Source organism: Endozoicomonas arenosclerae, from assembly GCF_001562015.1.
In the GTDB taxonomy this organism is placed as follows: Bacteria; Pseudomonadota; Gammaproteobacteria; order Pseudomonadales; family Endozoicomonadaceae; genus Endozoicomonas_A; species Endozoicomonas_A arenosclerae.
On the sequence record NZ_LASA01000055.1, the window covers coordinates 1 to 13,103 of the forward strand.

The following is a 13,103-nucleotide window of genomic DNA, read 5'->3' on the forward strand; positions in this document are numbered from 1 at the left end:
ATCCTTATCAGCACCAATTTCTAAGAAGTAAATTTCATAACGCTCTGAGATAGCCAAGCATACCTCCTTCAACGTCTTGTCTACTTCATCGCTAAAGACCACTCTTCGATACTTTGCTGGACAGACCAAGTGATACATAAGAACAGTGACATTGTGGGATTTGTGGATGAACCTACTTTTAGCCATCCACAAAATGTAGTCACAAGTTCATGCTGCGGCTAATGCCGCAGAAACGCAGCAAGCTGCGGGGAATATGACCCGTAGAGATTTAAAACTTTCTATTGCAGTCAGTTGCAACAATCTGACTGCTGAAGATGTATAAAAACAAATGGAGTTTGTAGCTGTGTCCTCGTACCACACCCCACGACAAAACCATCTTATTGCTGGAAAGCATGGCGGCGTCAAAATCTTTTGCAGCCCTAATGCCTACCCCGTGTACCAACAACTGGTCAGTAAGTCGAATAATGCTAATTACTGGGCAACACTTATCGTTAGAGCAGTAAAAGGGCTCAAAAGTGGCGCAGTTAACAGCAAAGATGTTTTTGTTCGAACTTCAGCCGTAAACCAGGGGCTACAGGATTTTCAAATTGTATTGCCTGGCTGCAAAGTTTTTGCCCAGCGCCATGATAATGGTGAGTATGTTATTAGCTCGATTGTGCATGCTGATGATTATGAGCAACTGCAGGAAAGCCACCAACGCCCTGCTTTACACAGGGCTCAGCGAGAAGGCCGCTTGTGGAAAACTGAAATAGCAGAAAACAATAAGGTAAAAAGCCGACCTGTAATCAGTGTCGTTGCCGTTTCTGATACTGGATTTAATAAACCTCTACATGCTGCTGAAAGAGTGGGTCCAAGAGTCAAAAAAACTGTTAATAGTAGTGTTAACGAAACCGGCTTCGACCTGTTTTTCACACCGGGTAAAGGACAAATTGCAGGCCTGAGCAATCTTCGCCGTGCCATGAAAGCAGACACGGATGAAAGCCTGAATGAAGCCGCATTTCTCCTGGCCAATATTATGAAAGAGGCTCGAAAAGAGGAGAATATCACCTGGTTTGCTGACTTTGGCGGAGTAGCCATACTGACACAAGCAATGAACATTCTTAACCGCCATAACCTGAAGCTGGCAGGTCACAAACTTTATCTTCACCGGCCTACAGCCCGTAAAGACACCATCTACAAATTGAGTCAGTCCCTTGGAATGACCGTCGATAGAACGTTCGTCACCAATAACCCTCTGAACACCAACGAATTGATAGGCTCTGGCAGCCTTACTCTTCCTTTCCTTCGCAAACAGAAAGAAGATAGCTATACCCTGTTACAAATGGGAATGGATATAGGTAAGGGTATTACTGGTGGTAAAAGCGTTTATAAAGCGGGGTTGGCACTAGCCGGTGCTGCCACAGCTGCAGCCTTTTTTCCCGCCTCGGCTACCATCATTGGTGCTATTGGATTAGGTGCAAAAGCGGGTGCTGCTGTACCCCTGATTTCAGCTCATATGCCCAATACCACTGATCGTATTATGGCGAAGTTTTGACAATGTTTTATCTACCCATAGAATTACGAGAACCAAAAGAGAGGGTAACCCCCAAAGGGCCCAATTTTTCCAAAGCAAAATGGGCTTCAGTTAACTTTGGAGGCACCATTGTCAGGCTGCGATTACCGAAACATAAGCCTACTCATTCAGACTTAGAACAGAGCCACCTGAAAGGTGAGATCCAACTCAATAGCAAAAGCATCTATTCAGAAGACAATCCTACCGGTCACTGGCAACACTGCCATGCCCTGGTGCGTGACTGGCGTTTTTGTGGTCCCTGGTTTACTGGAGCACTAGGCAAGATTCATTTTGCATTAAGTGTTAATAAATGCCAGCTTCAAAATAAGTCTGAAACGCTGTTTCAGCCCAGCATATTTGAACGTGAGATAGACTATTGGCTCACAATCAGATATTCCCATCAAAAATATCAAGGCTCGTGCCATTGGGAAGCCCCTTTAAACTGGAGAGTTCATTCAAATCTACCAGTATTTGCAGTCTCATTCGATGCTATCAAAGTTAGAGGGGGAGGAGGGTATGTTGATAAAGAGTTCGCATTTCCTATCACTAATGACTGTTTGATAACACTTTCTTTTTTTCATGACAGGTCTTCGCCCGGTACGAAGGAGGATATCGATGCCATCATCGACCGCAGCACCATGGAAGAACTCAGCTGGGATATTATCAATAGCCTTCAGGTGGAACTTTCGGAAGAAGCGCAACAACAACTGGCAGAAGCCCAGAGAAAGTACCCTGATGAAAAATTGAGCGAACACCGACAACCTTTGAAATGGACAACACCGGAAGATGACGAGCTCAATGCTCGCTATAAAGCCAACCCACATCTTTTTTAGGCAAAGTATTCAAGGTGGGTGACACAGAGGCTTGCCACCACTGATCGTATCATGGCGAAGTTTTGACTATGTTTTATCTACCCATAGAGCTACGAGAGCCAAAAGAACTGGTAACTCCTAAAGGGCCCAATTTTTCCAAAGCAAAGTGGGCCTCAGTCAACTTTGGAGGCACCATCGTCAGGCTACGATTACCCAAGCACAAGCCTCCTCACTCAGATTTGGAGCAGACCCACCTTAAAGGTGAAATCAAGCTAGATAGTAAAAACTCCTATATGGAAGCTAATCCTACCGGCCACTGGCAACACTGCCATGCTCTGGTACGTGACTGGCGTTTCTGTGGTCCCTGGTTCACTGGGGCCATAGCTAGAGTGCATTTTGCATTAAGTGCCAATAAATGCCAGCTACAAGATAAATCTGAAACCCTGTTTCAACCCAGCGTATTTGAACGTGAAATTGACTATCTGCTTACAGAACGTTATGCGGATGAAAAATTCAGAGGAGCCAGCGATTGGCAAGCACCATTGAATTGGCAAGCCCATCAAAACTTACCTGTCTTCTCTACCTCATACGACATTGCGAAAACCAATACAGGTGGAGGCGGAGATGTTCAGAAAAGAGTTGCCTTCCCCATCCTTAATAATTGCATAGTGACTCTTCACTTCTCTCATCGCAGACCCTGGCCGGGCAATATGGAAGACGTCAATGCCATCATCGATCGCAGCACCATGGAAGAGCTCAGCTGGGATATTATCAATAGCCTTCAAGTGGAACTTTCGGAAGAAGCGCAACAACAACTGGCAGAAGCCCAGAGAAAGTACCCTGATGAAAAATTGAGCGAACACCGACAACCTTTGAAATGGACAACACCGGAAGATGACGAGCTCAATGCTCGCTATAAAGCCAACCCACACCTCTTTTAAAACACCCGTAAATCGGGTCACTCCCCCTGACAGAGAGTTAATCTCTGTCAGAAACTTCCAGCACCTTGCTCATTACTACCTTTTCAACACCACTCATGCCATCAGTGAACTGACGCTGAATAGCGTATCCACGATGCTGGAAGAAAGTGATGGATGATTCATTCAGGCATTCGGCCGTCATGTCTGCATATCTACCGGTCAGACCTTGCTCAGCTTCATCCAGTAACTTTAAACCAATTCCCTGCTGTCGAGCCTGCTCTGATACCCACAGAATATCGATATGATTGCGGTTAGTGGCAATCAATCCGACCAGCTGGTCTTCATCCCAGGCTACTTTCATGGAAGGCCAGTTGCCACGGATGTACTTTTCTACATCGTCTCCGTCTACCCAGGGCATGCTTTTACCCGGCTCCATCAGACCTTCATAAATTTTCATCAAAGAGTTTCGACAAAGATCAGCTATCGCTCCCATATCCACTTCGCGTGCTTCACGAATGACCATACTGCTCACGTGGTATTCCTTTTTTGCATTGTGTAAAAAGCGCAAAACCCTGCGCTCTATAAAGTGGGTGGTATGTAAGGGCTAACGACCTGCTTTTCAATGCCTAAAGAAAAACGGGGCGCCAATAAGGGTCTTTCCCCCGAAAAACCACAAGAAGACGAACAATCGTTCTGGTATGTCGCAAAAAACCGACAGATATACGAATTGGTTACAAGATGATCAGTCTTTACTCTGCAACCTTCTAACTGGTTGCCTGGAGCCTGCTGGGCTTATGCTTTCGAGCATGAAATTCGGTAGAGCGAGTCAGATTTTTCGATGGATTTGGGCGAATAGTTGACCTATTTAAGCAAATTCATCGGAAAATCTGGCCGCTCTTTCTGGATTTCAGGCCGAAATTGTCTTCAGTCCAGCAGGCTCCTTTAGGAGTGATGACTATGACAGCACGTCTTCAGGAAAGCCTGGCTGAGATGCTTCTTGGGTTTCATGATCTCGAGGATCTTGAGCAGATCAAATCCCTCGTTGAATCTGCTAACAAGGGTTCTGCTTCCGGTGCCAACCACTTTGTAGAAAATGCCGGTCAGGCTGTTCAGCCACATGACCTGAAAAACTTCCTCCGAATGTATCCGATGGCACAGGCTATGGTCGCCATGGTTCGTCACTACGAGCTGAACAAAGAAACTGACACTCTTAAGGTCGTATTGGAATCCCTGCTGGAAGGTTTGGAAGAAAGAGAAGCTAACGAAACATTGCACTGATCAAAGCACTCTGAAGGGCTTTTTATTCGGCTCAGGGCTGTTTATTCTAAAATGACCTGAACCGAATCAGTGAGGCGTATGCATGTTGACTCTGTCAAAGGAAGATAGGCGCCAGCTAAAAGAGAACGGCTACCTGGTGATTCCTGATGCCGTTCCTCTGACACTTTGTAATGATGCTGCCAGCCTGATTGAACAGTTTCTCAATGTTGATCCTGGCAATTCTAAAAGCTGGTATGACAAGGATCTGGGTTACAATGGCATTGTTCCTGTTCACCAGCATCAAAGTGTCTGGAATATAAGACAGCATCCCAATATCCACTCACTCTTTTCTCAACTACTGGGTACCGAAAAGCTTTGGGTCCGCCTCGACAGGCTTTCTTTCAAACCCCCTTCTCTTAATCCGGAGATTGATCGACCCAAACGCCATATCCACCTGGACTTTCCGGTTGAACAACTCACGTCCCTGAGACTGCAGGGCATTCTATATCTCACAGACACCCAAAAAGATCAGGGTGCTTTCTGCTGTGTTCCCAGCCTTTATAAAAACGAGAAAGTGCTCAAGAATCGCAAAAGTCTCTGGTTCGATAATGAGGAGCTGAGCCAGAACCCTATTGAATCAATTGAAGGCAAAGCGGGCACATTAATCATTTGGGACTCTGGATTGCCACACTCCGGAGGACTCAATACATCCGACCTTCCAAGAATGGCGCTCTATGTTTCCATGTTCCCGGCTGGCGCAGAAGAAACCAGTGAAGAGCGTATACGACTCTGGCAGGAAAACCGTGCACCGGAAAAGTGGCGAGGCCTGCCTTATCAACAAGACCCGGAACCCGGAAAGCCAGCCAATCTGAGTGATCTGGGGAAAAAGTTACTGGGTCTGGAAGATTACTCTGCCGACTGCTGAATCAACCTGACCGAAGTTTCCGTCAACTCACTGACCCTTTGCCAGAAGAGTGTTCGCTGCTCTCTATCAGCAGGTTCAAGTGGCTGTAGCTTTTCAAGGGAAGCCTGAAGTTCCTTCGGGCAAGCAGGCTCTCGAACGGGGTGTGATTGATTTGGGAACAGATCAGTGAACAGCCGGTTCCAATCAAAGCAACAACCCGGGTCAGCCTTACCCCTAAAACCAGCTATCTGCTCATGGCCCAAAATCCGCTCTGGATCACTTAACTTGGGGTAATGTTGCTGCAACTGCTGAATAACCTGTTGCAACGCCAGATACTGCTCATCCGTGAATGAAAAGATGTTGCCATTGAAGTTAACCAGCTCAATACCAATGGCAAAATCATTAAAAGCTTCCTTTTCCTGCCAGCGGCTGACACCTGCATGCCAGGCCCTGTGAGCCGTACCATTCAGGCAGCTGACCAGCTCATAGACCGTTCCATCCAGATCTATCACCAGATGGGCTGAAACCCCATACTCAGCACTCGAAAATATGTCCAGCGTGCCCTGAAGATCGACGGCTGTGTAATGCAAGATCAGGAATTCTACAGGTATTTCCCTGGAATCGAAGTTGGGACTGGGATGGGAATGGATGCTCAGGGACATTGCAATGCCTGTAAAAGTTCAGCCAATAAGGATCTTACGTCGGAACTTTTAGCCTAACCAGCCCTCTAACTAGAGATCAAGGACGAATTTTAAGGAGTTCATTATGCAAGGAATAGCAACGTCTCCCTCACTCTCATCTCTCAGCTCATCATACTCTGATAGCATCGAAGGTTCTGGTCGCTGGTCTCTGCCACCTGAAGTTAATCGCTTTCTGGCACTGAACAGGCAGTATCCTAATTGCCCTTATGATGCTACTCCAATCATCAGTAGACATATCGATCAGGAAGCATCTGCCTGCTCTCAATTGCTTCTCCGTATGATTCACGCTACTTCAGAGGACGAAATGAGCAATGAGCTGTTTTTCATGCTCCTTGACGCCATGCCGGACGGTGCCATTCTTCAGTTGATCAATTGCCATGACTGTTATGAAGATGACGTTCTGACCAAAAAGAAAGTCAAAATCCTGCAAGATTACATGACGACCAGAAAGACCCGGCTGAATACTCGCAGCCAGGCATATGATGATGTAAGACGATTTGCGCAAATGGCCAGGTTCCAGCCCAACAGAAGCTTCAATGCCTCCGTCATTACCCAACGCTGGAGTGATTCATCTGTAGACGCCAAGACTCTTCCAGAGCTGGTAACCATGATGATCCGAAGCAGTTCAGCCTATACCCTTCAAACTCCGATCTTCACTCAGTTTCTTAATGCCATGCCTGAAGACGCTATCAAGGCTTGCCTGCAGTTCTGTATGCGCGATGGAAGGCACTTTGTACCAGCAAATAATATCGAGATTCTGCAGGACTATTTCACTAAGAGAATAAGAAAAGAGATAGATTTGACACAGGACAGTGGCACAAAAACGCCTGAGTCCGGTTATGACAGTGGTAACGAAAGCAAAAAGCCATCTCAGCAAGAGTCCGAGTTTTATAACCAGATCATGGAAAACATGGAGCTCTGAGTTTCATTTTGGCCATGGCCAGCTTTTCAATTCCATGTATCATTGCCCACAGTGATTTTTGGGAGACAGAAGATGGCCAAAGGCTTACTGAAACACCAGGAACGACAGGCAGCCCTGAACCTGTTGGGCAAGGATCTTGCCCGCAGGGCCAGCTCCAAGTGTGAGCTATGCGAAGCATCAGGCGTTCCTCTGAAAGCCTACGAAGTAGCTCCGGTTCCTGAAGAACCCGATTTTGAACACTGCCTGATGACCTGCGAAACCTGCAGGGACCAACTCAGCCTTTTCGAAAAGAAACCCGCCAAAATGAACGCTGACCACTGGCGCTGTCTGGGCAAAACAGTCTGGAGCCAAGTGCCGGCCGCTCAGGTGATGTCCGTAAGAATCCTACGTCAGATGTCCGAGCAATACCCCTGGGCTGCGGAAACTCTTGAAAATGTGTTCCTTGAGCCTGAAATAGAAAACTGGATTCAAGAGACAGACTGATACAACTCTCTGCCTGATAGCCGATACAAATGCCTATAGCGAAAGAAAAGCTGGATGACCCGATTTCCAAGAGCTTATGTATCCTATGTCAGGCAGACTTCTTTACAGCACATTATTCCTGCTTCTCTCGGTAACTCTGGTTGCCAGTAACAGCCGTGCCGAACTGTTCAAGGCCGCCCTTGATGAGAGCGAATGGCGCTTCAAAGGCTCACCCTTTCTTTGCGAACTGACACATCCGGTCCCAAGATTTGGGCAGATACACTTTCTTGCAGAGGCTGGTGAGTCTCTCAAAATGTCCATAGAGTCTGCCTGGATGAAAGATTTTCAAGGCTCACTGACTTTTGGCATCACACCGGCTCCCTGGCAGTTGACTCAAAAGCCGGAAATTATCGGCATGAAAAACTTTGCTGAACAGAACGCTCCCATTACCCATGGCGTTCTCAGGTTGCTGGAAAAGATTCAGAATGGACACTGGGCCGAACTGAATATTCAAAGGCCTGACCATCCGCTCTGGAAGGTTCGATTATCCGGCGTCGGTTTCAGTGAAGCCTACCTTCCCTTTAATCGTTGTCGTACGCAATTGTTACCCGCTAATTTTGATCAGCTCAGATTCACCACTGTTTTATATCGCAGCGGTAAATCCGTTTTGACCAGAGAACAGAGAAAAGAACTGGATAAAGTCATCGAATACATGAAAACCGATCCGAGAGTTGTTCGTGTAGAAGTAGACGGTCACAGTGATCGTGTAGGCACCGCTCTGGGCAATCGCAAAATATCCAGACTGAGAGCAGAAAGAATCCGCAACTACATGCAGGAAGAAGGCATTGAAGAGTCACGGATTGTGCTGCGTTTCCACGGTTCCCGCTACCCACTGAACAAAGGCACTACCAAAGAATTGCGTGCTAAAAACCGTCGTGTTGAACTCCGTTTGGTTCGCCTGCAAAACCCCGACAGCTAACCGGAAGGTGTTTTCCGGAAAAGCGCTTCTCGTGCAATAAAGAAACCCATTTCCTAGTCGATAGAAAAGTTCTAGCGGAAAACCTTTTCCGTTTTCTTCACCAAATCTTTATCTGATTGATCTGACCGGGAATGGAATGAGCAACAAAGGCCATATTCTGATTGTGGGGGACAAACCGGAAGGGAATTCTGACCTTCGGGATAAGCTCAAGGATGCTCACTATCGAGTCGAGCAGATTGTGTCCGCTGAGCGTGCTTTAAAAGTTCTCCATAAAGGCATGGTCGACCTGATCATTGCTGACTTCCAACGATCTCCTCAAGACAGCCTCGGCTTTCTCAATAAAATGAGAGCTCTGAACAACAAGCCTCCTGTCATCATCACTGCGGATCAGCCAGATGTAGAACAGGCTGTAGCGGCCATGAAAGCGGGGGCTTCCGATTACATTGCAGACTCAGACAACAGTGACCAGCTACTGGCCCTGATGGAGAAGTGTCTTAGAGCATCTGACAGTAGCGAGATGGTGCCCATTGCTGTAGCCACAACCAGTCAGAAGACGCTCCAAATGGCACAGCAGGTTGCTCAGTCAGATGCCACAGTATTGATCACCGGTGAGTCAGGCACAGGCAAAGAAGTTCTGGCTCATTTCATCCATCACCAATCACCCAGAAAGTCCGGTCCTTTCATTGCCATCAATTGTGCGGCAATTCCTGACAATCTTCTTGAGTCAGAGCTTTTTGGCCACACCAAAGGTTCTTTTACAGGCGCTCACTCTGATCAGGCTGGTCGATTTGAACAAGCTAACTCCGGCACATTGCTGCTGGATGAAATCGGTGAGTTACCCTCCAGCCTTCAGGCCAAACTGCTCAGGGTTTTACAAGAAAAAGAAGTAGAAAGAGTGGGTGGGCGCAACAGCATCAAGCTGGATGTCAGGGTACTGGCCGCCACTAATCAGAACCTTCAGGAAGCCGTGCAAAATGGCAAATTCAGAGCTGACCTGTTCTATCGCATCAATGTCTTTCCGCTGACCTGGGCGCCCTTAAGAGAAAGGAAAGAAGACATCATTCCCCTGGCAGAATACTTTCTCAAAAGTCTGGCTTTCGACCAGAACATTCTGTTGTCCCAGGAAGCCAGAGAGCAGCTCAGCACCTACCACTGGCCAGGCAATGTCCGAGAGCTGGAAAACGTTATCCAGCGAGCTCTGGTCATGTGTCAGAACAACATGATCTCAGCCGGAGACCTGATGCTGGAAGTTCAGGTTATCCACTCCAGTGATGCCCAGCTGACACCCCAAACAACGCCCCGGGAAGTCTTGTCTGACTCTGGTGAAGTCAGCCTTGAATCCAAGCGAAAGCAGGAAGAGTTCAAACACATTATCAATACACTGCGATTGCATAATGGACACAGAAGCAAAACGTCAGAAGCCCTGGGCGTCACTACCCGAACCCTGAGAAACAAACTGGCAGAAATGCGCAAAGACGGAATGGATGTAGAGGCATTGATTAATCAGTCTACGGCACAGGAGAAACCCTGATCATGGAAAACTTGAGCACCAGCGGGATTGCCCGGGATGTGCAGGAGTTAATCAACCTCGATAACAAGACGGGCAAGCCCGGGTCAGTCATGCCACCCGAGGCCATCTCCAGTGAAGAAACACCGGGTTTCGGTGAACTGATGAAAACAGCTCTGGATGCAGTCAATCAACAGCAACAAAACGCTGCAGGACTGCTCACAGATATTGAAACCGGCAAAAGCAAAGATCTGCTGGGTGCCATGCTGGCCAGCCAGAAAGCCAGTTTGTCATTCCAGGCTCTGGTACAGATCAGGAACAAGGCTGTAGCCGCTTACGAAGAAATTATGAGGATGCAGGTGTAAGTCTTCATGGATAAGAACACCAGGTCACTGACCAGGAACAGGAATCATGGCTGAGAAGAAAAAGCAGCAAGAGGAGACAGTCATCGAGCATGAAGAAGTGCCTCAGTGGCGACGTATGCTTGAGCAGATCCCCGGTTTCTTCAAGGGCAATGCCCGAAACCAGGGCATGCTTCTTATTGCCCTTTCGGGCACCATTGCTCTGACAATGGTTCTGTTTATCTGGAGTCAGACCAGCAACTGGCAGCCATTGTATGGCAATCAGGAAATGTACGACGCAAGCAGTATCACCCAGGTACTGGAAAGCCGTCAGATCAACTACCGCATACACCCTGATACCGGCCAGGTCATGGTTGATGCCAGCGAAGTCAGTGCCGCCAGAATGCAACTTTCAGCCGCAGGTATCAAAACAGGCCTTCCGGAAGGACTCAAAGTTCTGGAAAAAGAACAGGGTCTGGGTACCAGCCAGTTTATTGAAAATGCCCGTTATCGCCATGGACTGGAAGGTGAATTGGCCAAAACAATCATCAGCCTTAAACCGGTTCGCAACGCCCGGGTACACCTTGCCCTCCCCAAACGAACAGCTTTTGTTCGCAAGCAGGCCAAGTCTTCGGCCTCCGTTTTTATCGATCTGTTTGCCGGAGGACAGCTGGACAACAAGCAGGTTGAAGCCATCGTTAATCTGGTCGCCTCAAGTGTACCGGGACTGGCAAAGAAAGATGTTTCCGTGGTCGATCAACAGGGCAACCTGCTGTCCAGAGATATAGCCATGTCCAATGGCAGCATGGCCATTGCCAATGCTCAACTGAAATACATTAAAGGCGTCGAGCAACATTATATTGATCGGGTAAACAGCCTTCTTGATCCGATCATTGGCTCCCGCAATTTCAGGGTTCAGGTTTCTGCCGACGTTGATTTCAGTCGGGTGGAACAGACTGCAGAACAATACGACCCAGACCAGAAAACCGTTCGCAGCGAGAAAGGTCGGGAAAGAACGCCCGCCACACCGGAAGCTCTGGGAGTACCGGGTTCCCTAAGCAATCAGCCTCCCGATACAGCCGCGGAAAATGCTGAAACCGCTGCCACACCAACGCAGAACGAATACACAAGAAACTATGAGCTGAACAAGACAGTGCGCCACACCTCTTTCCAACAGGGCAGAGTCCAGCGCATCAGTGTTGCAGTGGTGCTTAATAACAGCCCCTCAGCAGTGGCCATTGCCGGTGAGTGGAACCAGGAAAAGCTCGACAATCTCAAAGAACTGATCATGGATTCTGTCGGGCTACCTGCAGAAGTGGCCGATCAGGTCAGTCTGCATACCGCTTCTTTTATAGAAGTACCCGAAGCAGAATTCATTTCACCGGCCTGGTGGCAGCAACCTGAAATCATGACTTATGCCCGTTACGGAGCCGGTACTTTACTGGGGCTGGCAGCGATCATCTTTCTGCTAAGGCCACTGGTACAACAAACCTTACCGAAGCATGCGGCGCTCAAGCAGGAAGCCGCCATGCTAGAACAACAGAATCAGCAAAAAGCGGCTCTGGATCACCCGGCTGTCATGGATGAAAACACCGCACTGTTACCGCCGGAGCTGGCGGACTTTGATACCCAGCTGGGTTACCTGCGCAAACTTTCTACCAAAGAACCGGAAAGGGTTGCCCAGGTCATCAAGCTCTGGATGAAGTCAGGAGGAAATTGACATGCCAGAAGAACTTGCTTCAAGCCCCCATGAAGTCGCTGTTTTATTACTGAGTCTGGGTGAAAAAGGCGCTGCCCAGGTTTTCAAACACCTGTCGTCCAGAGAAGTCAGGCAGATCAGTCAGTCCATGGCCAATATGCCCCCCATGAAACGGGACGAAGTGCAAAATGTCATGAATCACTTCTTCCATGAGTACCGTTATGAAGTCGGTATTGCCGGAGGTACCCGAAGCTATCTGGAGAAATCCCTGAAAATAGCCATGGGGGACAAGGACGCCAAAAATCTGATGGACTCCATCTACGGTGAGGAAAACACCAGCAGTCTGGAAATGATGAAGTGGATGGAACCTTCTGCGGTGGCCGAGCTGATTGTTGACGAACACCCACAGCTACAGGCAGTGGTACTGACCTATCTTGAACCAGGTCAGGCAGCACTGGTACTTCAGCGTTTGCCCGAACGATGCCATGAAGACCTGCTCACCAGAATCGCGAAGCTGAAAGAGCTTCATCCTTCTATTGTTCAGGAGCTCAATGTCATTTTTGACGACAGTGTTGGCTTGATATCCACCAGCCAGAACACTTCAGTCAGCGGTCTAAGGCAAGTTGCTGACATCATGAACCGAATGAATGAGTCTTCTGTCTCCCATATGCTGGATCACTTCAAGGAGCAGGACAGCGAACTGGCTGATCGTATTGAGCAACAGATGTTTGTCTTTGAGCACTTCAGTCGTCTGGATGAAGATACGATCCGGAAAATTATTGAAGAAGTCCCACAGAACACTTTATCACTGGCACTGAAAGGCGCTTCAGATTCTATCAGTGGCAAGTTTATCAACACCATGACCCGTCGTGAGGCCAAGTACTTACAGGACGATATGGACAGCCTGGGTTCCGTTCGCTCAAGTCAGGTTCAGCAAGCCCGCCAGGAAATTCTTAATACGGCCAGAACCTTGTCTCAAAATGGCCAGATTGAGCTCAACCTTAGCGACGAAGATGAAATGATCGAATAATGATTCAGGGATGAATT

Annotated in this window: 15 protein-coding genes; 12 read left to right on the plus strand and 3 right to left on the minus strand. The window is 48.0% G+C overall.

Annotation, left to right across the window (positions count from 1 at the left end):
- A partial coding sequence (locus tag WG89_RS05565) for a transposase (protein ID WP_172806722.1) occupies positions 1-186 on the minus strand: 186 nt, incomplete at its 3' end.
- A 142-nt stretch (positions 187-328) separates the two neighbouring features.
- On the opposite strand from WG89_RS05565, the gene WG89_RS05570 reads away from it, so the two are divergent.
- From WG89_RS05570 to WG89_RS05580, 3 genes are all read left to right on the plus strand, one after another.
- A complete protein-coding gene (locus tag WG89_RS05570) occupies positions 329-1,534 on the plus strand; it encodes a hypothetical protein (RefSeq protein WP_062262536.1) in 1,206 nt (401 codons plus the stop codon).
- A 251-nt stretch (positions 1,535-1,785) separates the two neighbouring features.
- Positions 1,786-2,385: a hypothetical protein gene (locus WG89_RS05575; protein ID WP_153301445.1), complete on the plus strand. Its 600-nt coding sequence runs from the start codon at positions 1,786-1,788 to the stop codon at positions 2,383-2,385.
- Positions 2,386-2,453: 68 nt separating this feature from the next.
- Positions 2,454-3,305 carry a hypothetical protein gene (locus WG89_RS05580; protein WP_062262540.1) on the plus strand — a complete coding sequence of 284 codons (852 nt, stop codon included), beginning with the start codon at positions 2,454-2,456 and terminating at the stop codon, positions 3,303-3,305.
- A gap of 37 nt (positions 3,306-3,342) precedes the next feature.
- Here the strand turns inward: WG89_RS05580 and WG89_RS05585 are convergent, their stop codons facing one another.
- The gene (locus tag WG89_RS05585; RefSeq protein ID WP_062262542.1) at positions 3,343-3,807 is read right to left on the minus strand and encodes a GNAT family N-acetyltransferase; all 465 of its coding nucleotides are present in this window, start codon (positions 3,805-3,807) and stop codon (positions 3,343-3,345) included.
- A gap of 434 nt (positions 3,808-4,241) precedes the next feature.
- On the opposite strand from WG89_RS05585, the gene WG89_RS05590 reads away from it, so the two are divergent.
- Together WG89_RS05590 and WG89_RS05595 are read left to right on the plus strand one after the other, a co-directional pair.
- Positions 4,242-4,562, plus strand: coding sequence for a hypothetical protein (locus WG89_RS05590; protein WP_153301447.1), 321 nt, complete (start codon positions 4,242-4,244; stop codon positions 4,560-4,562).
- Positions 4,563-4,644: 82 nt separating this feature from the next.
- Positions 4,645-5,466: a phytanoyl-CoA dioxygenase family protein gene (locus WG89_RS05595; RefSeq protein ID WP_062262547.1), complete on the plus strand. Its 822-nt coding sequence runs from the start codon at positions 4,645-4,647 to the stop codon at positions 5,464-5,466.
- Here the strand turns inward: WG89_RS05595 and WG89_RS05600 are convergent.
- The gene (locus WG89_RS05600; RefSeq protein ID WP_062262550.1) at positions 5,448-6,107 is read right to left on the minus strand and encodes an N-acetylmuramoyl-L-alanine amidase; all 660 of its coding nucleotides are present in this window, start codon (positions 6,105-6,107) and stop codon (positions 5,448-5,450) included. The genes WG89_RS05595 and WG89_RS05600 overlap by 19 nt on opposite strands.
- A gap of 103 nt (positions 6,108-6,210) precedes the next feature.
- Here WG89_RS05600 and WG89_RS05605 point away from each other — a divergent pair, with 103 nt between their 5' ends.
- From WG89_RS05605 to fliG, 7 genes are all read left to right on the plus strand, one after another.
- Positions 6,211-7,068, plus strand: a complete 858-nt coding sequence (locus tag WG89_RS05605; protein WP_062262553.1) for a hypothetical protein — start codon at positions 6,211-6,213, stop codon at positions 7,066-7,068.
- Positions 7,069-7,140: 72 nt separating this feature from the next.
- A complete protein-coding gene (locus WG89_RS05610) occupies positions 7,141-7,551 on the plus strand; it encodes a hypothetical protein (protein ID WP_062262556.1) in 411 nt (136 codons plus the stop codon).
- 85 nt (positions 7,552-7,636) lie between these two features.
- Complete coding sequence (locus WG89_RS05615; RefSeq protein WP_062262559.1) at positions 7,637-8,509, plus strand: OmpA family protein; 873 nt, start codon at positions 7,637-7,639, stop codon at positions 8,507-8,509.
- A 136-nt stretch (positions 8,510-8,645) separates the two neighbouring features.
- The gene (locus WG89_RS05620) at positions 8,646-10,040 is read left to right on the plus strand and encodes a sigma-54-dependent transcriptional regulator (RefSeq protein WP_062262562.1); all 1,395 of its coding nucleotides are present in this window, start codon (positions 8,646-8,648) and stop codon (positions 10,038-10,040) included.
- A gap of 2 nt (positions 10,041-10,042) precedes the next feature.
- Positions 10,043-10,381, plus strand: a complete 339-nt coding sequence (gene fliE, locus WG89_RS05625; RefSeq protein WP_062262565.1) for a flagellar hook-basal body complex protein FliE — start codon at positions 10,043-10,045, stop codon at positions 10,379-10,381.
- A gap of 46 nt (positions 10,382-10,427) precedes the next feature.
- Positions 10,428-12,077, plus strand: coding sequence for a flagellar basal-body MS-ring/collar protein FliF (gene fliF / locus WG89_RS05630; protein WP_062262568.1), 1,650 nt, complete (start codon positions 10,428-10,430; stop codon positions 12,075-12,077).
- A 1-nt stretch (position 12,078) separates the two neighbouring features.
- Positions 12,079-13,086 carry a flagellar motor switch protein FliG gene (gene fliG / locus WG89_RS05635; protein ID WP_062262570.1) on the plus strand — a complete coding sequence of 336 codons (1,008 nt, stop codon included), beginning with the start codon at positions 12,079-12,081 and terminating at the stop codon, positions 13,084-13,086.
- The last annotated feature ends 17 nt before the right edge of the window (positions 13,087-13,103 follow it).